Raw genomic sequence first — 24542 nt, 5'->3', positions numbered from 1 at the left:
CACTTTCCCCCACAACCGCCATCGATGGCCCTGCGGCGGCATGTGACCTGCGATCTGCGCATGGATTTGTATTCGAGGACGCCCCTCGCGGTGCGACACCGGCGACCTCGGGGCTATCCCGAATTCGCATCTGGCCAGCTCAGGCCATGTACGGCTCCCCCGGGTGGGGGAAAGTGGCTCATAGAGGTGGAAAGTGGGGCGTGGTGGGGTACTGTGGTGCGCAGAGGGAGGAGTGCCGGACTCCGATCTCTGGTCGGCGGGAGGTGTCGTGGCGTTCCTCGGCTCCTTCACGCACCGGATGGACGACAAGGGCAGGCTGACGCTTCCCGCGAAGTTCCGAGAGCAGTTGGCGGGAGGCGTGATGGTCACACGAGGTCTGGATCGCTGCCTGTCGGTGTACCTCCCGGCTGACTTCAACGAGGTGGCTCTGAAGGCGACCTCATCCACCAGCAAGGTGGACGAGGGTGCACGCAGCTACCTGCGCCTGTTGTTCTCGGGCACGGAGGAGTTGGTGCCCGACGCCCAGGGTCGGATCAGCCTCGGCCCGAAGCTGCGTGAGTACGCCGGCCTGAGCAAGACCTGCGTGGTCAACGGAGTCGTCGATCATCTCGAGATTTGGGATGAGCAGATGTGGGAGCAGTACAACCGCGCCCACGAGGAGAGCTTCTCGCGAGGGACCAACCCCGCGCTGGGGGCGATCCTGTGACCACGGTCCCGCTGTCGCTACCAGCGGCGGGACCACAACGCTCGTCGGCACGACCGTCGGCGACACGCCCGGACCACCGCGGTGGGACGCGGCCTCTGTCCGAACCGACCCTGGCGCACTTCCCCAGCGCCAGGTGCGGCCTCGGGCAGAGACCACGATCCACCGCCGCAGCCGGGTGGTGTGTGAAAGGGCCTGCAGTGGAATCGAAGTCGGGCGCGCACGGCCACGTCCCGGTGATGGCCGAACGGATCCTGGAGCTGATCGCCCCCGCTGTCGCCGCGATCTCGGCCGACGGATCCGGCGCCGTGTTCCTCGACGGAACCCTGGGTGCCGGTGGCCATTCCGAGCTGATCCTCGCCTCGTTTCCTGGTATCCGCGTGATCGGTGTCGACCGCGACACCCGTGCCCTCGCAGCTGCTCGAGAACGACTGGCCCCCTTCGGATCTCGATTTCAGGCCGTACAGGCGCGATACGACGAGGTCGATCACGTGCTCGCCGAGGCCGGATGCAGCGGGTTCACCGCAGGGTTGTTCGATCTCGGGGTGTCGTCGATGCAGCTCGACCAGGTGGAGCGAGGGTTCGCCTACTCGGTGGACGCCCCGCTGGACATGCGGATGAACCCCGACGACCCGATGACCGCCGCCGACGTGCTCAACACCTACTCGCACGGCGAGTTGGCGCGGGTCCTCTCCACGTACGGCGAGGAACGCTTCGCGGGCAAGATCGCCTCTGCCGTTCTCCGCGAGCGTGATCGTGCGCCGTTCGAGTCCAGCGCACGCCTGGTGGAGCTGCTCTACCGTGTCATCCCAGCCGCCACCCGCCGAACCGGAGGCCATCCGGCCAAGCGCACTTTTCAGGCCCTACGTATCGAGGTCAACGGCGAGATGGACTCGCTGCGGGCAGCGCTACCGAACGCGTTGGACGCGTTGAACCTCGACGGTCGACTGGTGGTGATGAGCTACCAGTCGTTGGAAGACCGGATCGTCAAACACGAGTTCGCGCAACGGGTCACCTCGACGACACCGCCGGGACTGCCCTTCGACCTGCCCGGAACCGCGCCGTCGTTCCGCCTGGTCACCCGGGGCGCCGAACGGGCCGACGACACCGAGATCGCCGCCAACCCCCGCTCGGCCCCGGTCCGGGTCCGGGCCATCGAACGCATCGCCGAGACCGACAGGGAGAACCGATGAGTACAGCCCAGGCGGAGGCTGGCGTGTCCGACGTCGACGAGCCCGGCGATTCCGCCGACGTACCCGGTGCTCGCGGGTCGACCACTCGACGCTCCCGGGTGGGTGCCGCAGATCGGCCGCGCGCCAACCGTTCTCCTGCCGCACAGCGTGCTCTGGACCGCCGTCGCCGTCGTGCCACCCAACGATCGACGGTCGGCATCGTCGATCGCCGACGTTCCTCCGCCGGAGTTCGGACCCGGCTGAGTCGTCCGACCGAACTGGTGGCGCGAATCCCGTTCGCAGTGTTGGTGATCGCCGTTCTCGCGTTCGGGTTGGCGCTGACGCTCTGGCTGTCCACTCGTTCGGCTCAGGACTCGTATCAGCTGTCGGAGGCGCGAAAGCAGAATCAGGCGTTGACCGATCGGCGAGATGCCCTGAAAAAGGCCTTCGAGTCAGGTGATTCGCCGGTTGCCATCGCCAACAAGGCGGTGGCGCTGGGCATGATCCCGGTCAAGGACCGGCCCCGCGTGGTGGTCGGGTCCGACGGACGCGCCCGGATGGTCGGCACCCCGAGTCCAGCCGTCGGTGCTCCCGATCGAGCCATGGGTGTCGGCTCGGGCGTCAATTCTCCAGCACCCCAACCGGGTACGGCCCCTGTCGGGGGTACCGCGCAGGCCCCGCCGGCGGCCCCGCCGGTGGAGGTGGCGACAGCGCCTGCCCCCAACGTGCTGCCTGGTTCGGCACCGGCCGACGCCGCGGCGCAGCCGACACGGTGACGCACCGGGTCGATATGCGCCACGCCGACTTCGGATACCGCCACATCGACCAGAACAGTGGACAATTCAGCTATGTGTAGGCCATGTTCGGCTGTATCCGAGGGAGATTCGCGATGACCGGGTCCAGCCGTCGTCGTCCCACCGGTGGTCGAGGGTCGCGCGCTTCGTTGCCTCCCAATCGCGTCGACTTCACCGGCAGACGTCGGCGTCCGCACTCTGGTTCCATCACCGACGATCGACGCAGCGCTGCCGGTGGCGACGGGGCCAGGCAGTTCTTCACCCGGACGCGGGTCGGCGGCGGTGTTCTCGGACTCGCAGCGGTGCTGGTCGCGGGAAAGCTGTTGGTGCTGCAGACAGTCGAGTCCGGTGGCCTTTCGGCGCAGGCAGCTCAGCAACGCGCCGTGGTCGAGGTGCTCGCCGCCAAGCGGGGCGCCATCGAAGACCGCAACGGCACCCCGATCGCCTACACCGACGAAGCGCGCGCGCTGACCTTTCAGCCGGTGAAGGAGCGCGCGGCCATGGATGCGGCGCACGCCAAGGATCCATCGGTGCCGACCGCGGACACTCGGTTGCGTGAGATCGCCGCCGGTATCCATCGATTGCTCGGTGATTCGGTGCCCGAATCATCTTTGCTACAACAGCTCTCGAGCACCGAGCCGTTCGTGTACCTAGCTCGATCGGTGAGTGTTGAACTCTCGCAGAAGATTCGAGACGAGTTCCCCGAGGTGGGAGCCGAGCGTCAAGACATCCGTCTCTACCCGGGTGGGCCGCTGGCGGCCAACATCGTCGGAGACGTCGACTTCGACGGCAACGGTCTGATCGGGCTGGAGTCATCGATGCAGCCGGTTCTCGCCGGACGCGACGGTTCCCGAACCTACGATCAGGGCTCTGACGGCGCGGTCATCCCGGGCAGCACCCGCAACGTGCACCCGCCGGAGAACGGTCGTACCGTCACCCTCACCATCGACTCCGACATCCAGTGGTTCGTGCAGACCCAGGTGCAACGCGCCCGCGAGCTCTCGGGCGCGCGCAACGCGTCGGTGGTCGTGCTCGACGCCACGACCGGCGAGGTGTTGGCGATGGCCAACGACAACACCTTCGATCCGTCGAAGCCGTTGGCGCAGCAGCAGGATGCGCAGCTGGGTGACCTGCCGGTCACCTCTCCTTTTGAGCCCGGATCGGTCAACAAGCTCGTGACCGCCTCGGCGGCAATCGAATACGGGATCACCACTGCCACCCAGGTGCATCAGGTCCCGGGCAGCATCAACATGGCTGGAGTCACCGTGCACGACGCCTGGTCGCACGGCCTCGCCCCGTACACCACCACGGGCATCTTCGGGAAGTCGTCCAATGTGGGCACCTTGATGCTGGCCCAGCGGATCGGGGAGGCCCGCTACGCCGACATGCTCAATCGATTCGGACTCGGTCGCCGCACCGGTGTGGGTCTGCCGGCCGAGAGCGCCGGTGACGTACCCGCCCGCAGCCAGTGGTCGGGCGGCACTTTCGCCAACCTGCCCATCGGCCAGGGGCTTTCGATGACCCTGCTGCAGATGACGAGCATGTATCAGGCCATCGCCAACGATGGGCTGAGAATCCCACCACGGATCATCAAGTCGGTCTCGGGTGGGGATGATCAGCCCGCGCCCAGCGGTGTCCAGGTGGTCAGCCCGCAGACCGCCAAGACGGTCCGAAACATGTTCCGCGCCATCGTGCAGTCCGACCCCACCGGGGTGCAGCAGGGCACCGGCGCCAAGGGTGCGATCCCGGGCTATCAGGTCAGCGCGAAGACCGGAACCGCGCAGCAGGTCGATCCCAGCTGTGGGTGCTACTCCAACTCGAACTACAACATCACCTTTGCCGGTATCACCCCCGCCGACGATCCACGGTTCGTGGTCGGGATCATGCTCGACAACCCGGCGCGCAGTGCCGACGGATCGGCAGGCGCGTCGGCGGCTCCGCTCTTCGAGACCATCGCCTCGTGGATGCTCCAACGTGAACGCGTCCCGCTGTCGGCGAACGCGACTCCCAAGCTGGTGCTACAGGCCGACTGAGCGATCGTCGGTCACCGTGTGCGCGTCGGACGGTTCGAGGTACGAAGCGTCGGGCCGGGAGTCGGTTTCGGCGCTGCGCCCGCTAGGTTTGGGATGCTCGCTGGGTTCGGAATGCTCGGAGACGGGTGGCCTCCGGCGCGGCGGTGACACGGCGACGAGGGCAAGGAGGTGAACGAGCATGGTCGACGGCGGCAACACCCCGCAGCCAGATCCGCTGCGTCCGGTGCACCCGGTGTCGAACCCGCTCGGTGCTCTCGCCGACCTGATCGGGGCGTCGGTGCGTGGTGACCCGACGGTCGTCGCGACCGGCATCACCCTTCGCGCCCAGGATGCCCACGCCGGTGACGTGTTCGCTGCACTACCCGGCTCCCGCGTGCACGGGGCGACGTTTGCCGCCGATGCGGTCACCTCGGGTGCATGCGCGGTGCTGACCGACCCGCACGGGGCCGATCTGATGGCGGGGCTCGACGTCCCGATCGTGATCCACCCGGATCCGCGCGCGGTGCTCGGGACGTTCAGTGCGCGGGTGTACGGAAATCCGTCACAGCATCTGCAACTCATCGGCATCACGGGAACGTCGGGCAAGACCACGACGAGTTACCTCGTCGAATCCGCGCTGCGGTCGGCCGGCCGCACCGTCGGCCTCATCGGGACGGTCGGGACGCGCATCGACGGCGTCGCCCAACGCACCTCCCTCACGACGCCCGAAGCGCCGGTGTTGCAGGGGCTGCTCGCAGCGATGCTGGAGCAGGGTGTGGACACCGTTGTCATGGAGGTCTCCAGCCACGCGTTGTCTCTCGGAAGGGTGGCCGGGGCCGACTTCGCGATCGGTGCGTTCACCAACCTGTCGCAGGATCACCTGGACTTCCACCACACCATGGACGCCTACTTCGCAGCGAAAGCTCGGCTGTTCGAGCCGGATTCGCCAATGCGCGCGCGTCAGGCGGTGGTTTGCGTGGACGACGAGTGGGGGCGCGCACTGGCGAGCATCGTCGGGCCGGGAGTGGTCACCGTGGCGGGAACCACTGCCACCCCGGCAGATTGGCAGGCCGGGGACGCGGTGACCACTCCCGCCGGGGTCCAGCGGGTGCAGGTGGTCGGACCGAACAAGCCTGCTCAGACGATGGAGGTGGCGATCCCCGGGCGCTACAACGTGGCCAATGCGCTGCTGGCGGTCGCGGTGGTGACGTGTGCGGGTATTGATGTGGCACAGGCGATTACAGGAATCGCGGGGGTGTCGGTGCCGGGACGATTGGAACGGGTCGATCGGGGCCAGTCGTTCCTCGCCGTGGTGGACTATGCCCACAAGCCGGCAGCGGTGGGTGCCGTCCTGGCCACTCTGCGCGCAAGCACACCGGGGCGGGTGGCTGTCGTGGTGGGAGCCGGCGGGAATCGCGACACCGGCAAGCGCCCCCTCATGGGCGAGGCAGCCGCGCGTGGCGCCGACCTGGTGGTCATCACCGACGACAATCCGCGCGACGAGCCACCCGCCGACATCCGGGCCGCAGTTCTGGCTGGGGCGCAAGCGGTCCCGCTCGACGAGCGTCCCCGCGCAGCAGAACCGATCGCCGAGATCGGCGATCGGGCACAGGCCATCGAGTACGCGGTCCGGTGGGCACGGACCGGCGACGTCGTCGTGGTCGCAGGCAAAGGACACGAGACCGGTCAGGAAGTGGCCGGCACCATCACACCCTTCGACGACCGCATCGTGCTGGCCGCGGCGTTGACCGCGCGGGAGCAGGGGAGTTCTCAGTGAGCAGACAGATAACCGTCATCGATCGATCCGGGCCGATGGACACCGACGCCGTGCGTACGGTGCTGCGTGACCTGGTGGAGACCAGTCGCGATGGAGTGGGGCGGCGGTGCTGGGCGGTTCTCGGCGAGCTGGCGGGCCCGGGCGGTGAGCCCGATGACGGTGACGCCGTGCGCGCTGCGGAGAACGCCCGGGCCGTGGAGCACGACCGAGTGGGTCGTTTCCTGGTGCGTCTGGCGGTCGACTACGTCGTGAGCGTCGGTACCACCCGCGTGGTGCGCGCCCTGCATCAAGGGGCGGTGATGGAGGGCTCGTGGGGCGACGAGGCCCGCCTGGTCGATGATCCTGCGGCTGCGGTGCAGATGCTGCTCGAGGACCTCGCCGACGGCGACGTGGTGCTGCTCGCTGGGGGTGGGGGGACCGGCCGCGACGATTTGTCGCTGGTGGCGCAGAGCCTGTTGGATAGCGACCGATACACAGTCACCTTCGGTGCGACGTCGGGATGACCGGCATCACGCACGTGGGTGAACAGGGAGGGAGCGGACGGTGACCCAGATTCTCATCGCAGGCGCGGTGGCTCTGGCCGTGTCGATCCTGCTCACGCCGGTGCTGATCAAGGTGTTCTCGCGGCAGGGATTCGGGCAGGAGATCCGGGTCGAAGGCCCGCAGTGGCATCAGACCAAACGTGGCACCCCGTCGATGGGTGGGGTCGCCATCATCGCCGCACTGTGGGCGGGGTACTGGGGCACTCATCTGGCCGGACTGGTCAACGGGGGAGTGGGTCCGTCGGCGTCGGGGATGCTGGTGCTCGGTCTGGCCACCGCGCTGGGTGCGGTCGGATTCCTCGACGACTTCATCAAGATCCGCAAGCAGCGCAACCTGGGACTGACCAAGACGGCGAAGTCGGTCGGGCAGTTCACCGCGGCGGTGTTGTTCGGCATCCTGGCGCTGCAGTTCCGCAACACCAACGGCGACAGCCCGGCCAGCGACAAACTCTCCTACGTCCGCGACATCGATGCGGTGTCCTTGGGTTCAGTGGCTTTCGTCGTCTTCTGCTGGTTGGTCGTGGCGGCGTGGTCCAACGCGGTGAACTTCACCGACGGCCTCGACGGGCTGGCGGCCGGGTCGATGGCGATGGTGCTTGGTTCCTATGTGCTGGTGACGTTTTGGCAGTACCGCAATGCGTGCGCCGGCGGGGCGGACGGCGGCGGCAACTCGAGTTCGGGCTGCTATCACGTACGCGATCCGCTGGATCTGGCGTTGATCGCGGTGGCGGCCGGCGGAGCGTGCCTGGGGTTTTTGTGGTGGAACGCGGCCCCGGCGAAAATCTTCATGGGTGACACCGGATCTCTGGCCCTCGGTGGCCTGGTCGCCGGACTCTCGATCACCACCCGAACCGAACTGCTGATGGTGGTGATCGGCGCGTTGTTCGTCGCCGAGATGGTGTCGGTGGTGATTCAGATCGCGTTCTTCCGGACGACGGGTCGGCGGGTGTTCCGCATGGCCCCGTTCCATCATCATTTCGAGCTCGCGGGCTGGGCTGAGACCACGGTGATCATCCGGTTCTGGTTGCTCACCGCGATCTCGTGTGCGCTGGGGCTGTCGCTGTTCTACAGCGAGTTCCTAGCCGCAGGCGGTTGAGTGGGTGGAGCCGCAGGCGGTTGAGTGGGTGGAGCCGCAGGCGGTTGAGTGGGTGGAGCCGCAGGCGGTTGAGTGGGTCGTGCGGTAGGCGGTTGAGATGACCGGTGCGCGAACGCTCCCCGAGCTCGATGGCCTGGTGGTGCTCGTCGCGGGTGCGGGAACGGCGTGTTCGTCTACTGCGGTCTTTCTCGCGCAGCGCGGTGCCCGGGTTCGCGTCTGTGACGATCGACCCGGTGCGGGGGCGGTCGTGCGCGCCGCGGGAATCGAGGTGATCGGGGTCGCCGCGGCGATCGAGTCGATCGCCGGTACTGAACTGCTGATCGTCTCCCCAGGATTTCGTCCGGATTCTGCAGTGGTGGCCGCGGCCCGTGCGGCTGGGACAGCGGTCTGGGGTGACGTCGAGTTCGCTTGGCATGTCGACCGTTGCGGGCTGCTCGGACCGCCGCGCACCTGGCTGGTGATCACCGGTACCAACGGCAAGACCACCACGACGTCGATGGTCGAGGCGATTCTCGACGCGTCGCCGCGCACGGGCGCAGCGTGCGGCAACATCGGACTCCCGGTGCTCGATGCGTTGTGCCGAGAGCCGCGGGTCGAGGTGTTGGCGGTGGAGCTGTCGTCGTTTCAGCTGTTCTGGGCGCCGTCGGTGACCCCGGATGCTGGTGTGGTGCTCAACATTGCTGAGGACCATCTCGAATGGCACGGCTCGATGGCGGCCTACATCGAGGCGAAGTCCGGTGCCTTGCGTGGACCGATCGGGGTGATCGGCGCCGACGATCCGATCGCGGCGGGGCTCTCGGCCGGCCCGCAGGCCCGTACGGTCCGTGCGCGGCTGGCCGAACCGGGGCCGGGGGAGATCGGTACGTCCGACGGGATGATCGTCGACCGTGCTTTCGGGTCCGCGCCGCGCTCAATCGTGGCCATCGACATGATCGTCCCGCCTGGCCCGGCCGGGCGGGCTGATGCGATTGCGGCGGCGGCGTTGACCTTGGCGATCGGTATTCCGGCGGAGTCCGTCGCGGCGGGGCTCGTCGCGTTTGTGCCGGGGCGGCATCGGGGTGAGGTGGTGGCTCATCGCGATGGGGTGTTGTTCGTCGACGACTCCAAGGCCACCAACCCGCATGCGGCTGCGGTGTCGATCCGGGCGTACCGCCACATCGTGTGGGTGGGTGGTGGGCAGCTCAAGGGAGCGTCGGTCGATGACCTGTTCGAGGAGGTGGCCGATCGACTGGTGGCGGCGGTGGTGATCGGGGTCGATCGCGACGTGATCGCCGCTGCTCTTGCGCGACACGCCCCAACAATCCCAATAGTCACAGTGTTCACAGGCGACGATGGTGCGGTGAACACAGCGATCGGCCCGTCCGGCCCGTCCGATCTGACCGTGCCGCCGGTGATCGGGTCCGATGGCGGTGACCCGGCCGCTGCGGTGATGGCGACAGCGGTCGCGACGGCCTGGCAGCTGGCGGCTCGTGCATCGGGTGCCGGTGCCACGGTCGAGGCGGTGCTGTTGGCGCCGGCCGCGGCATCGTTGGACATGTTCGACGGATACGGTGCGCGTGGCGATGAGTTCGCGCGCGGGGCCGTGGCGATCGGGGCGGTCAGCGCTCGAGCCGCTGATCGGCACGTCGGCGAGAACGGTACTGCGCCCGGGAACGATCCCCGATGACCCGCGACATCGGTTCGACTCTCGTCGACGCGCAACGTCGCGAGCCGACCGGATCGAGCGCTTCGGTCCGATCTGCGCTGGGTGCGATGCTGCGGCGGCCCTTGGCATCGTTTCATCTGGTGGTCGGGCTGACGGTGGCGTTGACCGTCTTCGGTCTGATCATGGTGCTCTCGGCCTCGTCGGTGGAGGGATACTCCAAGAACGGTTCGGCGTATGGGCTGTTCACCCAGCAGGTGGTGTTCGCGGTCTTCGGCAGCGTCCTGTTTTATTTCTCGCTACGTCTGTCGGTGCGCTTCATGCGCCGCATCGCTGCACCCGCACTGGTGATCACCACGGTGATGCTGATGCTGGTCTTGGTGCCGGGCCTGGGCAACCTCAGCGGTGGCGCGCGGCGGTGGTTCGTGGTGGCCGGGTTCTCGGTGCAGCCCTCGGAGCTGGTGAAAGTGGCTCTGTGCCTGTGGGGTTCGCACCTGCTGGCCTCACGCATCCGCGACCGCGCCACGCTACGCGAGCTGCTGGTGCCGCTGGTTCCGGTAGCCGTCCTGATCTGCGCCCTGATCATCCTCGAGCCCAACCTGAGCACCACCATCACCATCGCGATCATCGTGGGTACCCAACTGTGGTTTGCCGGTCTGCAGCTGCGGGTGTTCGCCGGCTTCGTCATCGCCGGTGCGTCCATCGCGATCGTGTTGGCGATGGTCGAGGGTTACCGGTCTGAGCGGGTGCAGAGTTTCCTCGGCAACATCGACGATCCGCTGGGGGCCGGATATCAGGCGCGACAGGCCCGATACGCGCTGGCCAACGGGGGGTTCTTCGGGCAGGGCCTCGGCCAGAGCCGGGCCAAGTGGAACTATCTGCCCAACGCGCACAACGACTTCATCTTCGCGATCATCGGCGAGGAACTCGGCCTGCTCGGGGGCCTGCTGGTGATCGGGCTGTTCTCGGCCCTGGCGTATGTCGGTCTGCGGATCGCGGTTCGCGCCACCGACCCGTTCATCCGGCTGCTCACCGCGACGATCACAGTGTTGATCAGCGCGCAGGCCCTGATCAACATCGGTTACGTGATCGGACTACTCCCGGTCACCGGTATCCAGTTGCCGCTGCTGTCGGCCGGCGGAACCTCCACGTTCACGGTGCTGGTGATGTTGGGCCTGATGGCCAATGCGGCCCGCCACGAACCCGAGGCGGTGGCCGCTCTGTCGGCCGGTGGCGAGAGTCGCCTCGGCCGCCTGCTGCGGCTTCCGACCCCGCGGGCCTACCAGCCGGATCGGACCGCGCTGTGGCGAACTCGTCGAACCCGTGCCGCCGGCGAGCTGGGGCAGACCGCCGCCGGGTCACGCTCGAACCCGGGCATCGCTGGATCGCGGCGCTCGGGCACCGCCGGGTCCGGGCGTTCGGGCACCGCCGGGTCCGGGCGTTCTGGCACCGCCGGGTCTGGGCGCTTGGGCACCGCCGGCTCCAGCAGAGCAGGCACCGGTCGATCGCAGCCATCCCGAGGCCGGTCGTCGTCGGGTCAGACCCCGGTTCGCCGGGTCGCCTCTGCCTCCGGTCGGCCTGGGGCAGCCGAGTCGATGGCCGCCGAACGCGGTCCTGGCTCATCGAGACGGTGGGGGAGACGATGAGGACACGTCGATCTGCGCACCCCTCGGCACGTGGACCGCTGTCGGTGGTGGTGGCCGGTGGTGGCACGGCCGGTCACATCGAGCCTGCGCTCGCGGTGGCCGACGCGGTGGGTCTGCTGGAACCCGACGCACGGATCACCGCGCTGGGCACCGAGCGCGGACTCGAACGCACGCTGGTCCCTGAACGCGGGTACCGGCTGGCGATGATCCCGCCGGTGCCGTTGCCGCGCAAGGTCAATCGTGATCTGTTCAGCGTGCCCTTCCGGCTGCTGCGGTCGGTACGCGCCACGCGAGCGGTGCTCGCCGAGGTGGGAGCCGACGTGGTCATCGGCTTCGGAGGGTATGTCGCGTTGCCCGCCTATCTGGCCGCGCGGTTGCGCTTGGCGCCCGGCGCCCGCATCCCGGTGGTGATTCACGAGGCCAATGCGAGTGCGGGAGTGGCCAATCGGATCGGTGCGCGCATGGCCGACACGGTGCTCGCCGCAGTGGACGGATCGGGGATCGAGGCCACGGTGGTCGGCATCCCGGTCCGCGGATCGTTGACCGGACTCGACCGCGGTGCGCTGCGAGCTCAGGCACGCCACTACTTCGGACTCGATCCCGATGCCCCGACGCTGTTGGCGTTCGGTGGATCTCAGGGTGCCCGGACCATCAACACCGCGGTGGCCGATGCCGCCGGAGCCCTTGGCGCAGCCGGGATCGGGGTGCTGCACGCCCACGGTCCGAAGAACTCCATCGTGGTCGACTCGCCTGCCGGGGCTCCGCCCTATGTGGCGGTGGGCTACCTCAAGCGGATGGATCTCGCCTACGCCGCAGCCGATCTGGTCATCTGTCGCTCGGGAGCGATGACGGTGGCCGAGATCTCGGCGACCGGGTTGCCGGCGGTGTACGTCCCGCTTCCGCACGGGAACGGCGAGCAGCGGCTCAACGCAGTGCCGGTGGTCTCGGCGGGCGGCGGGATCCTGCTGGACGACTCCGAACTCACCGCGCAGTGGGTCGCCGACACCATTCCCACGCTGTTGTCCGATGCCGAGCACCTGTCACAGATGTCGCTGGCCGCAGCGTCGGTGGGCCACCGTGACGCCGCGGCCGCGGTGGCGCAGGCGGGCCTCGAACTGGCCCGCGTCTACCGGGATCGGACGGCAGCACCGTGATCGATCCCGAGAACCCTTCCCCGGAGAATCCCGGTTCCGGGCACAGCGAGCACGCCGGAGTGTCCCCGGCGGTCCCGGTCGGTCCGCCGGTCGCGCTGCCGCCGGAACTCGAACGCGTGCACATGGTGGGGATCGGCGGCGCCGGGATGTCTGGTCTCGCTCGCATCCTGTTGGCTCGGGGCGGACAGGTGTCGGGGTCAGACGCCAAGGATGGTCGTGGGGTGCATGCGCTGCGCACCCGCGGTGCGGTGATCACCATCGGTCATGCTGCCGGCGCACTCGATCTGCTGCCCGGTGGACCCACTGCGGTCATCACCACCCACGCCGCCATCCCGAAGTCGAATCCTGAACTGGTGGAAGCACATCGGCGCGGTGTCCCGGTGTTGTTGCGTCCGACGGTCTTGGCCAGGCTGATGAACGATCATCGCAGCGTGTTGATCGCCGGCACTCACGGGAAGACCTCGACCACCTCGATGACCGTGGTCGCGCTGCAGCACTGTGGGTTCGACCCGTCGTTCGCGGTGGGGGGCGAGCTCAACGAATCGGGCACCAACGCCCACCACGGTGTGGGTGAGGTGTTCGTGGCCGAGGCCGACGAGAGTGATGGATCGCTGCTGGAATATCGCCCCGACGTGATCGTGGTGACCAACGTGGAGGCCGATCATCTCGACCACTTCGGGTCGGTGGCCGCCTACACGGCGGTGTTCGACGCCTTCGTCGATCGGCTCACCGCTGGTGGCACATTCGTGGTCTGCCTCGATGATCCAGGAGCTGCGGAGTTGGCAGCCCGAACACATGCCCCGCTGACCGCTCGCGGAGTGCAGGTGATCGGGTACGGCACTGGGGAGTTCGCGCATCTGGCGCCGATGGTGCACCACGCGGCGGTGCTCTCGGACTGGCGGGTGCGAGGTGCCGGCAGCACCGCGACCGTCACACTGCACCCGCCGCTGAGCCTGGACACCTCGGTGCCTCTGACCGTCGGTGTGCCCGGTGTTCACATGGCCCGCAACGCCGTTGCCGCCGCGGTCGCCGGTCTCGTGGTGGGCGCGGAGCTCGCCGAGGTGATCGCCGGGGTGGAGTCGTTCACCGGCGTTCACCGCAGGTTCCAGCTGCGTGGCCGGGTGGGTGATGTGGCGGTGTATGACGACTACGCCCACCACCCGACGGAGGTGCGCGCGGTGCTGATCGCGGCGCGGCAGCTCGCCGAGGCCACCACCGGGGGTCGGGTGGTCGCCGTCTTCCAGCCGCATCTGTATTCGCGCACAGCGACATTCGCAGCTGAGTTCGCCACGGCACTCGACCTCGCCGACCATGTGGTGGTGCTCGACGTCTACGGCGCACGGGAGGAGCCGATCGACGGGATCAGTGGGCGCACGGTGGCCGCACTGGTGTCGGTCGACGTCGAGTTCGTCGCCGACCTGTCGGCGGTGGCCGGCCACGTCGCCGACCTGGCCCGACCCGGGGATGTGATCATCACCCTCGGTGCCGGTGACATCACCATGCAGGGGCCGGAGATCATCAGCGCACTCACGCGACGGGGACAGATGTGACCACAGACGACGTCATCGACCGCGACACCCGCCCCGACCGCGATGAGCCCGCGCACCGCGATCACGGTGACGAGCCCGAGGCGCAGCGAACCGGTTCTGCCCGAACCGCTTCGGCTCGAGGGTCGGAGTCCAGGCGTGCCCGGTCTGGACGTGCGCGCTCTGGTGGCGCGGGCGTGGATCGGGTTCGCACGAGCAAGGGCCGAGTACGAGGTGCACGCACCGCGATCGCAACCGTGGTGGCCGTCGTGGCGCTGATCGCCGCAGGCGTGGTGGCCTACGTCTCGCCGTTGATGTCGGTGCGCACTGTCACGGTCACCGGGGCTGCCACCGTCGACGACCAACAGATCCGGGTCGCCGCGGGAATCCGACCGGGGACTCCGCTGCTGCAGGTCGACACCCGGCCGGCCGCCGAACGGATCGCGCGCATCGTGCGGGTGAAGTCTGTGCGCGTCACCCGCTCCTACCCGTCGGCGATCGCGGTCTCGATCGTCGAGCGGGTTCCGGTGGTGTTCGTGATGCGTTCGGGTGCACCACATCTGTTCGATGTCGACGGTGTGGACCTCGGGGTGCCCACGGCCGCAGATCTCCCCCTCAGGTCTGCGTCAGGTCGCGCGGCGGTGCTGCCGGCGTTGCCGCGGCTCGTCGAGCCCGCGGCGGGGATGGATCAGGCGTCGCGACGATCGGCCCTCGAGGTGGCCGCGCGCCTGCCCGATCCGGTGCGTGGTCAGGTGATCGAGGTGGCGGCGAACACCCCCGCCGACGTGCGCCTGACGTTGCGCGACAAGCGAGTTGTGGTGTGGGGCGACGCCGAGCGGACCGACGAGAAGGCGCGCACCCTGCGCTATCTGCTGACCCGGCCTGCCACCCAGTACGACGTCACCAGCCCGATGTTTCCCACCTACCGCTGAACGATCGCTCACCGCTTGGGCGTGCGGAGGACCGAATTCGCCTGTCTGCGCGGCGATATCTCGGCGACACGCCGCCAGCCTCCTGGATCGACGACCGATGGGTGCCTAGCGTTCTCATCAGCGCCCGACTACTTGACATAACTCTAACCCTATGGTTGAGGTCGAGGGTTCCGAGCAGTCGGGTGCGGGCTCGGTGCCTCAACGCCTTTGCGCGGACGGTCGCCGCAGCCGGACCCTGAACACGCACAACCACGCACAGAAGGCGAGTGTCATGACGCCACCGCACAACTACCTGGCCGTCATCAAGGTCGTCGGCATTGGCGGCGGTGGCGTGAACGCCGTCAACCGGATGATCGAACAGGGCCTCAAGGGTGTCGAGTTCATCGCCATCAACACCGACGCCCAGGCCCTGCTGATGAGCGACGCCGACGTCAAACTCGACGTGGGTCGCGACTCCACCCGTGGCCTCGGCGCGGGCGCCGATCCAGAAGTGGGTCGGCGGGCCGCCGAGGACGCCAAGGACGAGATCGAAGAACTACTCAAAGGTGCCGACATGGTGTTCGTCACCGCAGGCGAGGGCGGTGGCACCGGCACCGGTGGTGCGCCCGTCGTGGCGAGCATCGCCCGCAAGCTCGGCGCACTGACCGTCGGTGTGGTGACCCGGCCGTTCTCCTTCGAGGGCAAGCGCCGCGGTGGACAGGCCGACGCAGGCATCGCCTCCCTGCGGGAGTCCTGCGACACCTTGATCGTCATCCCCAACGACCGGCTGCTGCAGCTCGGTGACGCGGCAGTCACGCTGATGGACGCGTTCCGCAGCGCTGACGAGGTGTTGCTCAACGGTGTGCAGGGCATCACCGACCTCATCACCACCCCGGGACTGATCAACGTCGACTTCGCCGACGTCAAGGGCGTCATGAAAGACGCAGGTAGTGCGCTGATGGGCATCGGCTCCGCCCGCGGTGAGGACCGGGCGAAGAAGGCCGCCGAGTCAGCGATCAACTCGCCCCTGCTCGAGGCGTCGATGGAGGGTGCGCGCGGTGTCCTGATGTCCATCGCCGGTGGTAGCGACCTGGGTCTGTTCGAGATCCACAACGCGGCCAGCCAGGTCCAGGAGGCGGCCCACGAGGACGCGAACATCATCTTCGGCACGGTGATCGACGACAACCTCGGCGACGAGGTACGGGTCACCGTCATCGCCGCCGGATTCGACGCGGGCGCTCCGTCGCGGCTGCGCACACCAAGCACCACGGGCCGCTCGACGGTGGGTTCGGCCAGTGCCGGCTCGGTCAACAGCCCCACCTCGACCGACAGTGTCTTCGGCGATCGGCCCGCCCCAGGTGATCCGTTCGCCGACAGCCCGGCTCCGCGTCGCAACGCTGTCACCCTCGACGATGACGACGACGTGGACGTGCCGCCGTTCATGAAGCGCTGAGCTCTCCGTGTCTTCCGTCACGACCCCCACCTGGCGGGTGCGACGGGTCATCACCACCCGCGCCGGTGGTGTCTCGGCCCCGCCCTACGACACCTTCAATCTCGGCGATCATGTGGGCGACGACCCAGCAGCCGTGCGGGCCAACCGATCTCGTCTGGCCGTGCAGATCGGTGTGGCCGAGTCCCGAATGGTGTGGATGGAACAGATCCACGGTCGCACCGTCACCGTGGTCGATGGTCCGCGTGCCACCGCGGTGCCGGCCACCGACGCGCTGGTGACCACCCAACCCGATCTGGCGTTGGTGGTCGTCACCGCAGACTGCGTGCCGGTGTTGCTCAGCGACGACGAGGCCGGGGTCATCGCCGCCGCGCATGCCGGACGGGTGGGCGCTCGCATCGGGATCATCCCGGTGGTCCTGGAGGCGATGATCGCACTGGGTGCGCGGCCTGAGCGCATGGGCGTGCTGCTGGGTCCCGCGGCCGGTGGTGACCGCTACGAGGTGCCCGCCCATATGCAGGCCGATGTCGAGGCCCACCTGCCCGGCAGTGCCACCCGCACGACCAAGGGGACCCCGGGCCTGGATCTGCGGGCCGGGATCACTCGGCAGCTGGTGGACGCCGGAGTCTCTGCGGTGGCACGAGATCCGCGCTGCACCATCGCCGATCCCACCCTGTTCAGCCATCGCGCAGGTGCGCCCACCGGACGCTTGGCGTCGGTGATCTGGATCGACTCGGAAGCCTCGGCCGGTTCGGGCCGATGACCGCCCACGATCCCGGCGCCGGACGACCGGATCCTGTGCGGGTGGCCGACCTGGCCGGCCGGTTGGAGCAGGTGCGCACGCGTCTGGACGCGGCGTGCGCGCGCGCCGCACGTGATCCGGCCGAGGTGGACCTGCTGGTGGTCACCAAGTTCTTTCCGGCCGCTGACGTCCTAGCCCTCTACGACCTGGGCTGCCGCGCCTTCGGTGAGTCTCGGGAACCGGAGGCGGGCACCAAGGCCGATCAGGTGCGCGCCGTGGTCGACGACCCCATCGCGTTTCACATGATCGGACAGATTCAGCGACGCAAGGCCCGCTCGGTCGGTCGTTGGGCCGACGTCGTGCACTCACTGGACAGCGCCCGGCTGGCCGATGCCCTCGACGTTGCCGTGCGCACCGCCCTGGACTCGGGCGAGCGATCGGACCTGCTGGATGTGCTGGTGCAGGTCAACCTCGACGGTGCGCCTGATCGAGGTGGTGTGATGCCGACCGATCTGGACGCGTTGGCCGCCGCCGTGCGCAGCAAGCGTGCGCTGCGTCTGCGCGGCCTGATGGTCATCGCTCCGCAGTCATCGACGCCGGCGATGTGGATGGAGCGAGCAGCTGCGATCCGTTCGGGTTTCCTCGATCACCACCCCGACGCCGACGAGTTCTCGGCCGGGATGTCGGGGGACCTCGACGAGGCCGTGCGCCACGGATCCACCTGCGTGCGTGTCGGTACCGCGATCATGGGTGCGCGGCCGTTAGTCTCGCCCTAGCTAAACCACATGAGTCACATGCGAACCAGCGACACCAGCTTTCACAACCGTCCTGCGGCGGAGCCGAAGGTGAGGAAGGCAGACAATGACCACCATGCAGCGCTTCAAGGCCTACTTCGGCATGGTCCCACCCGGTGACTACGACGACGACTATCTCGACGACGGCCGTGAACGTGACGACTACTACGCACGATCGTCGCGCCGCGACGAGTTCTCCGAGCGGGGCGGGTACGCCGCCGACGAGTACGACGTGCGCGGGGTGACCGAGTACGACGTGCATGATCGCCGGTACGCCGAGCCGGACTACCTGGGCCGTGAATACGTCAGCCGCGACGAGGCCGGTGATTTCGATCGAGTTCCGGACTACGCCTACGCCGGTCCGGCACGCGCAGCCGACCGGACCGCGGCACCCATGGAGCGCCTCGGGCGTCCCGCGCGCCTGGAGCCGCTCGCCGCGCGTTCGGCGGGCCCGGTGCGAGCGGGAGGTCGTGTGACCCGGGGCGCCCTGGCCCTGGATCCACGGGAATCGATCGATCGTGTCTTCGAGGAGGGCAGTCCGCTGGCCAAGATCACCACCCTGCGCCCCCGTGACTACAGTGAGGCCCGCACGATCGGTGAGCGGTTCCGTGACGGGAGCCCGGTCATCATGGACCTGGTCGAGATGAGCAACGAGGACGCCAAGCGACTCGTCGACTTCGCGGCCGGACTCGCGTTCGCGCTGCGCGGCGCATTCGACAAGGTGGCCACCAAGGTGTTCCTACTCTCGCCCGCCGATGTCGACGTCTCGCCCGAAGACCGCCGCCGGATCGTCGAGACCGGGTTCTACAACCAGAGCTGACCTGCTGCGACCCGCTGTCGAGGACATGCGGGTTGCACCGCCCATCCAACCATCAGGCAGAGTTGAGACGTGACGATCGTTCGTGAGGTGCTCTACGCCCTGCTGTTCATCTACTGGTTGCTGTTGCTCGGGCGATTGGTGGTCGAGCTCGTGCGTTCCTTTGCTCGGGAGTGGCGTCCCAAGGGTGCCTCGGTGGTGGCCATAGAAGCGGTGTTCACCAGCACCGACCCGCCGATCAAGGCGCTTCGTCGGATCATCCCGCCGATCCCGCTGGGTCCGGTCCGACTGGACCTGTCGCTGATGATCACGATGATCGTGGTCCTCATCGCGATGTCGGTGGTCTCCACCGCGGGCTGACCGCCGATGGGCCCACCTCGGGTGTGTGCGCCGCGCCGGTGAGTGGATCACAGTCCATATGGGCCGTTATTGTGACCGGGGACGTGATCATCGGCTCCACACCACCGGAAGCCGTCGACCTGCGGGCATGGGGTTCGACGCTGTGGTTCCCGGGGTGCGAATGCCGCGACCGGGTGCGACAAACGGTTCTCATGTGACAGGATGGGACGCTAGTTACACCGGGGATGGCCAAGGCGGCACCGTACGTGCCGTGGAGGATGTCCTGAAGACCACTACCTGATGGCCTGAACCACAATTTGTTAAAGGGGACCCGACAATGCGGCTCACACCGGCTGATGTGCACAACGTCGCGTTCAGCAAACCTCCGATCGGTAAACGCGGCTACAACGAGGACGAGGTCGATCAGTTCCTCGACTTCGTCGAAGCCGAGCTCGCGCGCCTGATCGAGGAGAACACCGACCTCAAGCAGCGGGTGGAGGAGCTCGAAGGGGATCTGTCGCAGGCCCGTTCGGCCACATCGTCGGGCCCGCGGGCCGACGAAGCGCCGGCCGCGTCTTTCGCGCCACCGGCGCGGGCCTACAGCGAGCCTGCCCCGACCCCGAGCACCGACGACGATTCACACGTGCGCGCCGCCAAGGTGTTGAGCCTGGCCCAGGACACCGCCGATCGGCTGACCGGGAATGCGCGCACCGAGTCCGAAGGACTGCTCGCCGACGCGCGGGCCCGGGCGGACTCGATGGTCAGCGAGGCACGCACCAAGTCCGAGGGGATGTTGGCCGATGCGCGGCAGCGTTCGGAGGCCATTCTCGCCGACTCGCAGACCAGGGCCGAGGCGACCACGCGTCAGGCCCAGGAAAAGGCCGACGCCCTCGCCGCCGACGCCGAGCGCAAGCACACCGAGATCATGAGCACCATCAACCAGCAGCGGTCGGTGCTGGAGGGTCGGATCGAGCAGCTCAAGAACTTCGAGCGCGAGTACCGAACCCGTCTGCGCACCTACCTGGAGTCCCAGCTCGAGGAGCTGCAGCAGCGCGACAGCGCGGCACCGGTGGACAACGGCGGGCGCCCCGCAGACGCCTTCTCGTCGGACCCGGGCAATGGCGGTTTCACGAATTCGGCTGGGTTCGCCAAGCCGGCAGGCTGACGTCGTGGCAGCCGGCAGGCTGACGTCGTGGCGGTCGGCAGGCTGATCTCTGATTCTGCCGACAACACGGTGGTTTGTTCCGCTCTCGCCTGGGTGATCTGGGCGGTGACATCTGTTGGACCGCTCGAGGAGGCTGAGCGCAGTGCTCGTGTCGGCGCTGGCCGCCACCCTCATCGGGTTCGCCCTCCTGGTCGTGGCGCTGGTCACCGGGACGCTGTGGTTGGCGGTGGCTTGCATCGTGGTGTGCGTTGTCGGTGGCCTGTTGTTGTTGGCCGACACTCTGGGGCTGTCGTCGGCGCTGACGCGGTCGGCGGCGCCGTATGTCACTCGCACCCGCAACGCCGTCCACACTGCTCGCAGTGGTCGCCGTCGTCGGCGCACCGCGCAGCCGGCCTCGCAGGATCCCTCGGCAGCCGAGCTGACCGCGCCGATCCCGGTGGTGTCCGACCCGCCCACACCTGAGCCCGAGGTCTCGGGTTCGCAGATCGGATCCCACGACGACTCTGGCGGCGAAGGGTCACCTGCTGCGCCGGATATGGCCCGGTCGTCGAGGGCCCCTGAGCCGGTCTCGTCGCCGCCCGAGCCGACCGAGGTGTCGGCATCTGAATCCGCCTCCGAGACGACTGCGGAGATCCCACGCATCGTCGAAGTCCCCTCCGTCGAAGGCCGCGGGGCCGATTCACGTGCCCGCCACCGCGCCGACGGGTCGAGCTCCTGAGCGTTGGCCTGTGAACGTCGTTGACGACTGTGGCCTAGACTCGCAGGAGCGTCGATCCGGCCATCACCGGGGAGCATCCGGAAGAACCCGCGGCATCGTGTCGCGGCAGTAGAACCGGACGGGTACGGCCCGACACAGCCGTCGGTGGTCTGCGAACCCGCGGATCGTCATGAGTGGCACCGCATGTCGGTGCAAGCGGGGTGGTACCGCGGCGAGGTCTTCGTCGTCCCCGTGCCGAACACGTCGTCCACCACGACCTGGCACGAGGAGTTTTCGCTGTGAGCACCGAGCGCACCACCGAGTCATCGTCGGCCCAGTCTGCTTCGGCCCAGTCTGCTGTGTCGGACGGGGCCACAGGTCGGCGGACGTACCCGATCGTCGACGTCACCGGCACCGGCGCGTCAGTTCCTCGATTCCCCGATCTGGAGAAGGCGGTCCTGGACTACTGGGCCGTCGACGACACCTTCGTCGCTTCGATCGCCGCGCGCGCCGACGCCGAGGAGTTCGTCTTCTACGACGGCCCTCCGTTCGCCAACGGCCTGCCGCACTACGGACACCTGTTGACCGGATACGTCAAGGACATCGTTCCGCGTTTCCAGACCATGCTCGGCAAGAAGGTGGAGCGTCGATTCGGGTGGGACACACACGGTCTGCCCGCCGAGCTGGAGGCCGAGCGGCAGCTGGGGATCACCGACAAGTCCGAGATCGAGAAGATGGGCGTGGAGAAGTTCAACGACTTCTGCCGCGAGTCGGTGCTGCGCTACACCGATGAGTGGCGTGCCTACGTCACCCGCCAGGCCCGCTGGGTCGACTTCGACAACGATTACAAGACCCTCGACCTGGATTACATGGAGTCGGTCATGTGGGCGTTCAAACGTCTACACGACAAGGGCCTGATCTATCAGGGCTATCGGGTGCTGCCCTACAGCTGGTACGAGCAGACGCCGCTGAGCAACCAGGAATCCAAGCTCGACGACGCCTACCGGATGCGCCAGGATCCCGCCGTGACGGTGGCCATGCCGCTGACCGGTGGGGTGCCAGAGGACCTGGTGGGGGTCAAAGCGCTCATCTGGACGACCACCCCGTGGACGTTGCCGTCGAACCTGGCCATCGCGGTCAATCCCGATGTCGAGTACGCGCGCGTGCGCGCCGCGGACGGCGAGGAGTACCTGCTGGCGTCGGCCCGGATCGCGAGCTACGCCCGCGAGCTGGGGGACAACGCCGAGGTCCTCGACACCTACGCCGGCCGTGATCTGGCCGAGGCCACCTACACGCCGCCGTTCGACTTCTTCGTCGACCATCCGCGTGCGCATCGAACTCTGTTGGGTGACTACGTGACCACCGACAGCGGCACCGGGATCGTGCACCTGGCACCGGCGTTCGGTGAGGAGGACATGGAGTTGGCAGTCGCCAACGGGATCGAGGTGGTGCAACCGCTGGACTCGGGTGGACGCTTCACCTCCGCGGTGGCCCCGTACGAGGGACTCATGGTGTTCGACGCCAACCCGGTGATCATCAAGGACCTCAAGAACAGTGGTCGGATCGTGCGGCACGAGACGATCGAGCACAGCTACCCGCACTCGTGGCGGTCGGGGAAACCGTTGATCTACATGGCGGTGCCGTCGTGGTTCGTCGCGGTCGCCCCGATCAAGGAGCGGATGCTGGAGCTGAATCAGCAGATCACCTGGTCACCCGCGCATATCCGGGACGGGCAGTTCGGCAAGTGGCTCGAAGGTGCCAAGGACTGGAACATCAGTCGCAACCGCTACTGGGGTGCGCCCATCCCGGTGTGGATCTCCGACGACCCCGAACACCCACGTGTCGACGTGTACGGCTCCCTCGATGAGCTCGAGCGGGATTTCGGGGTACGCCCGACCAACCTGCACCGGCCGCACATCGACGAGCTCACCCGGCCCAACCCCGACGACCCGACGGGGCGCTCCACCATGCGCCGGGTCCCCGAGGTGCTCGACTGCTGGTTCGAGTCGGGTTCGATGCCGTTCGCCCAGGTGCACTACCCGTTCGAGAACGCCGACTGGTTCGACGGCGACCCCGAAGCCGGGGTGCCGGCGCGGAATCCGGGCGATTTCATCGTCGAGTACAACGGGCAGACCCGCGGCTGGTTCTACAACCTGCACGTTTTGGCCACCGCACTGTTCGACCGGCCGGCGTTTCGTACGGCCGCCGCTCACGGGATCGTCCTGGGCGACGACGGCGCGAAGATGAGCAAGTCCAAGCGCAACTATCCCGACGTCAACGAGGTGTTCGACCGCGATGGCTCCGATGCGATGCGGTGGTTCCTGATGGCCTCGCCGATCCTGCGGGGTGGCAACCTCGTCGTCACCGAGCGCGGCATCCGCGAGGGTGTGCGCCAGGCGATGTTGCCCCTGTGGAACGCCTACAGCTTCCTCGCGCTCTACGCCGATCGGCCCGCCACGTGGCGGACCGACTCGACGAACACTCTGGACCGCTACATCCTGGCCAAGCTCGCCGTCACCCGCGACACCATGACCTCGGCGTTGCAGACCTACGACGTGGCCGGTGCCTGCGAGGCGTTCCGCGACTTCTGTGATGCGCTGACCAATTGGTACGTCCGCCGTTCACGCCAACGGTTCTGGGCCGGTCAAGACGCGCAGGTGGCCGGCGAGCCCGCAGCCGACGCGTTCGACACCCTCTACACGGTCCTGGAGGTGGCTTGTCGGCTGGCGGCGCCGTTGCTGCCGATGCTGACCGAGGCGATGTGGCGGGGACTGACCGGTGGTCGCTCGGTGCATCTGGCCGATTGGCCCACCGCAGGTGACCTACCGGCCGATGCCGACCTCGTCGCCGCGATGGACGAGGTGCAGCAGGTGTGTTCGGTGGCCTCGAGCCTACGCAAGGCGAACAAGCTGCGGGTGCGACTTCCGTTGCCCGCGTTGACCGTCGCCGGTGATTCAGCGGCTCGGTTGGTCGGCTACACCGACCTGATCGCCGATGAGATGAACGTCAAGGCGGTGCAGCTGTCTGCCGACGCCGACGCCTTCGGGAAGGTGGAGGTGGTGGTCAATGCGCGCGCTGCCGGACCTCGCCTGGGCAAGGACGTCCAGCGAGCCATCAAGGCGGTCAAGTCCGGGGCCTGGAGTCTGGAGGTCGTCGATGGTGTCGAGACGGTGGTGGCCGACGGATTGGCCCTGACCGGCGATGAGTTCAGTCGCAAACTGGTTGCTGTGGAACCGGATTCGACGGCCGAGCTGCCTTCGGGTGGGGGGCTGGTGGTGCTCGACACCACCGTCACCGAGGAACTCGAGGCCGAGGGGTGGGCGAAGGATCGCATCCGGGAACTGCAGGACGCGCGCCGGTCGCACGGGTTCGACGTCTCCGACCGCATCGAGGTGCGTCTCGGTGTGCCGAAGGAGCGGCAGGAGTGGGCGCGGCGTCACCGCGATCTCATCGCCGGCGAGGTGCTCGCCGTGCGTCTCGACGTCGTCGATCCGACGGACCTCGCCGCGGAGGCGACGGACCTCGGCGACGGTGTACGAGGGGAACTGACCCGGGTCTGATCA

At 67.9% G+C, this 24542-nt stretch carries 20 protein-coding genes; all 20 read left to right on the top strand.

Features of this window, described 5'->3' with window-relative positions; translation table 11 throughout:
• Nucleotides 1–232: 232 nt before the first annotated feature.
• The 20 genes from mraZ to ileS all read left to right on the top strand — a co-directional run bounded on the left by mraZ (nt 233) and on the right by ileS (nt 24539).
• On the top strand, nt 233–706 hold the full coding sequence (mraZ, locus tag KIK15_RS00595) for a division/cell wall cluster transcriptional repressor MraZ (RefSeq protein WP_307851670.1): 474 nt from the start codon (nt 233–235) through the stop codon (nt 704–706).
• Nucleotides 707–903: 197 nt separating this feature from the next.
• Nucleotides 904–1896, top strand: a complete 993-nt coding sequence (rsmH, locus tag KIK15_RS00590) for a 16S rRNA (cytosine(1402)-N(4))-methyltransferase RsmH (protein ID WP_307851669.1) — start codon at nt 904–906, stop codon at nt 1894–1896.
• Nucleotides 1893–2651 carry a hypothetical protein gene (locus KIK15_RS00585; RefSeq protein ID WP_214242244.1) on the top strand — a complete coding sequence of 253 codons (759 nt, stop codon included), beginning with the start codon at nt 1893–1895 and terminating at the stop codon, nt 2649–2651. Before rsmH ends, KIK15_RS00585 begins: the two co-directional genes overlap by 4 nt.
• 113 nt (nt 2652–2764) lie before the next feature.
• On the top strand, nt 2765–4702 hold the full coding sequence (locus tag KIK15_RS00580; RefSeq protein WP_250323877.1) for a penicillin-binding protein 2: 1938 nt from the start codon (nt 2765–2767) through the stop codon (nt 4700–4702).
• Nucleotides 4703–4880: 178 nt separating this feature from the next.
• Nucleotides 4881–6458, top strand: a complete 1578-nt coding sequence (locus tag KIK15_RS00575; protein ID WP_214242242.1) for a UDP-N-acetylmuramoyl-L-alanyl-D-glutamate--2,6-diaminopimelate ligase — start codon at nt 4881–4883, stop codon at nt 6456–6458.
• Nucleotides 6455–6961 (top strand): glutamate ligase domain-containing protein, encoded by a 507-nt coding sequence (locus KIK15_RS00570; protein WP_214242241.1) that lies wholly within the window; start codon nt 6455–6457, stop codon nt 6959–6961. Before KIK15_RS00575 ends, KIK15_RS00570 begins: the two co-directional genes overlap by 4 nt.
• Nucleotides 6962–7001: 40 nt before the next feature.
• Nucleotides 7002–8096: a phospho-N-acetylmuramoyl-pentapeptide-transferase gene (mraY, locus tag KIK15_RS00565; RefSeq protein WP_214242240.1), complete on the top strand. Its 1095-nt coding sequence runs from the start codon at nt 7002–7004 to the stop codon at nt 8094–8096.
• A 97-nt stretch (nt 8097–8193) separates the two neighbouring features.
• A complete protein-coding gene (gene murD / locus KIK15_RS00560) occupies nt 8194–9762 on the top strand; it encodes a UDP-N-acetylmuramoyl-L-alanine--D-glutamate ligase (RefSeq protein WP_214242239.1) in 1569 nt (522 codons plus the stop codon).
• Complete coding sequence (ftsW, locus tag KIK15_RS00555) at nt 9759–11384, top strand: putative lipid II flippase FtsW (RefSeq protein WP_214242238.1); 1626 nt, start codon at nt 9759–9761, stop codon at nt 11382–11384. Before murD ends, ftsW begins: the two co-directional genes overlap by 4 nt.
• Nucleotides 11369–12538 carry an undecaprenyldiphospho-muramoylpentapeptide beta-N-acetylglucosaminyltransferase gene (gene murG / locus KIK15_RS00550; RefSeq protein WP_374222795.1) on the top strand — a complete coding sequence of 390 codons (1170 nt, stop codon included), beginning with the start codon at nt 11369–11371 and terminating at the stop codon, nt 12536–12538. Before ftsW ends, murG begins: the two co-directional genes overlap by 16 nt.
• Nucleotides 12539–12660: 122 nt before the next feature.
• Nucleotides 12661–14088, top strand: coding sequence for a UDP-N-acetylmuramate--L-alanine ligase (murC, locus tag KIK15_RS00545; RefSeq protein WP_250323967.1), 1428 nt, complete (start codon nt 12661–12663; stop codon nt 14086–14088).
• Nucleotides 14085–14996 (top strand): FtsQ-type POTRA domain-containing protein, encoded by a 912-nt coding sequence (locus KIK15_RS00540; protein ID WP_214242235.1) that lies wholly within the window; start codon nt 14085–14087, stop codon nt 14994–14996. Before murC ends, KIK15_RS00540 begins: the two co-directional genes overlap by 4 nt.
• A 271-nt stretch (nt 14997–15267) precedes the next feature.
• On the top strand, nt 15268–16428 hold the full coding sequence (gene ftsZ / locus KIK15_RS00535) for a cell division protein FtsZ (protein ID WP_214242234.1): 1161 nt from the start codon (nt 15268–15270) through the stop codon (nt 16426–16428).
• A 7-nt stretch (nt 16429–16435) separates the two neighbouring features.
• Nucleotides 16436–17188 carry a peptidoglycan editing factor PgeF gene (gene pgeF, locus KIK15_RS00530; protein ID WP_214242233.1) on the top strand — a complete coding sequence of 251 codons (753 nt, stop codon included), beginning with the start codon at nt 16436–16438 and terminating at the stop codon, nt 17186–17188.
• Complete coding sequence (locus KIK15_RS00525; protein WP_214242232.1) at nt 17185–17943, top strand: YggS family pyridoxal phosphate-dependent enzyme; 759 nt, start codon at nt 17185–17187, stop codon at nt 17941–17943. Before pgeF ends, KIK15_RS00525 begins: the two co-directional genes overlap by 4 nt.
• An 85-nt stretch (nt 17944–18028) precedes the next feature.
• Complete coding sequence (locus KIK15_RS00520; RefSeq protein WP_214242231.1) at nt 18029–18781, top strand: cell division protein SepF; 753 nt, start codon at nt 18029–18031, stop codon at nt 18779–18781.
• 69 nt (nt 18782–18850) lie between these two features.
• On the top strand, nt 18851–19138 hold the full coding sequence (locus KIK15_RS00515) for a YggT family protein (RefSeq protein WP_214242230.1): 288 nt from the start codon (nt 18851–18853) through the stop codon (nt 19136–19138).
• A gap of 316 nt (nt 19139–19454) precedes the next feature.
• Nucleotides 19455–20282 (top strand): DivIVA domain-containing protein, encoded by an 828-nt coding sequence (locus KIK15_RS00510; RefSeq protein WP_214242229.1) that lies wholly within the window; start codon nt 19455–19457, stop codon nt 20280–20282.
• 142 nt (nt 20283–20424) lie between these two features.
• The gene (locus KIK15_RS00505) at nt 20425–21000 is read left to right on the top strand and encodes a hypothetical protein (protein ID WP_214243290.1); all 576 of its coding nucleotides are present in this window, start codon (nt 20425–20427) and stop codon (nt 20998–21000) included.
• 338 nt (nt 21001–21338) lie between these two features.
• Entirely contained in the window at nt 21339–24539 is a 3201-nt protein-coding gene (gene ileS, locus KIK15_RS00500) for an isoleucine--tRNA ligase (RefSeq protein ID WP_214243160.1), read from the top strand.
• Nucleotides 24540–24542: the final 3 nt, after the last annotated feature.

Source organism: Williamsia sp. CHRR-6 (genome assembly GCF_018474015.1).
In the GTDB taxonomy this organism is placed as follows: domain Bacteria; phylum Actinomycetota; class Actinomycetes; order Mycobacteriales; family Mycobacteriaceae; genus Williamsia_A.
The sequence above is the reverse complement of the archived record's forward strand: the minus strand, read 5'-3'. Positions and strand labels throughout refer to the sequence as shown.

Excerpts from the sequence above, each read along its gene's own strand:
- ftsW (WP_214242238.1), top strand. The coding sequence starts at position 9,759 with ATGACCCGCGACATCGGTTCGACTCTCGTCGACGCGCAACGTCGCGAG.
- KIK15_RS00580 (WP_250323877.1), top strand. The coding sequence starts at position 2,765 with ATGACCGGGTCCAGCCGTCGTCGTCCCACCGGTGGTCGAGGGTCGCGC.
- murD (WP_214242239.1), top strand. The coding sequence starts at position 8,194 with ATGACCGGTGCGCGAACGCTCCCCGAGCTCGATGGCCTGGTGGTGCTC.
- KIK15_RS00585 (WP_214242244.1), top strand. The coding sequence starts at position 1,893 with ATGAGTACAGCCCAGGCGGAGGCTGGCGTGTCCGACGTCGACGAGCCC.
- ftsZ (WP_214242234.1), top strand. The coding sequence starts at position 15,268 with ATGACGCCACCGCACAACTACCTGGCCGTCATCAAGGTCGTCGGCATT.
- KIK15_RS00575 (WP_214242242.1), top strand. The coding sequence starts at position 4,881 with ATGGTCGACGGCGGCAACACCCCGCAGCCAGATCCGCTGCGTCCGGTG.
- KIK15_RS00510 (WP_214242229.1), top strand. The coding sequence starts at position 19,455 with ATGCGGCTCACACCGGCTGATGTGCACAACGTCGCGTTCAGCAAACCT.
- murC (WP_250323967.1), top strand. The coding sequence starts at position 12,661 with ATGGTGGGGATCGGCGGCGCCGGGATGTCTGGTCTCGCTCGCATCCTG.
- KIK15_RS00525 (WP_214242232.1), top strand. The coding sequence starts at position 17,185 with ATGACCGCCCACGATCCCGGCGCCGGACGACCGGATCCTGTGCGGGTG.
- KIK15_RS00520 (WP_214242231.1), top strand. The coding sequence starts at position 18,029 with ATGACCACCATGCAGCGCTTCAAGGCCTACTTCGGCATGGTCCCACCC.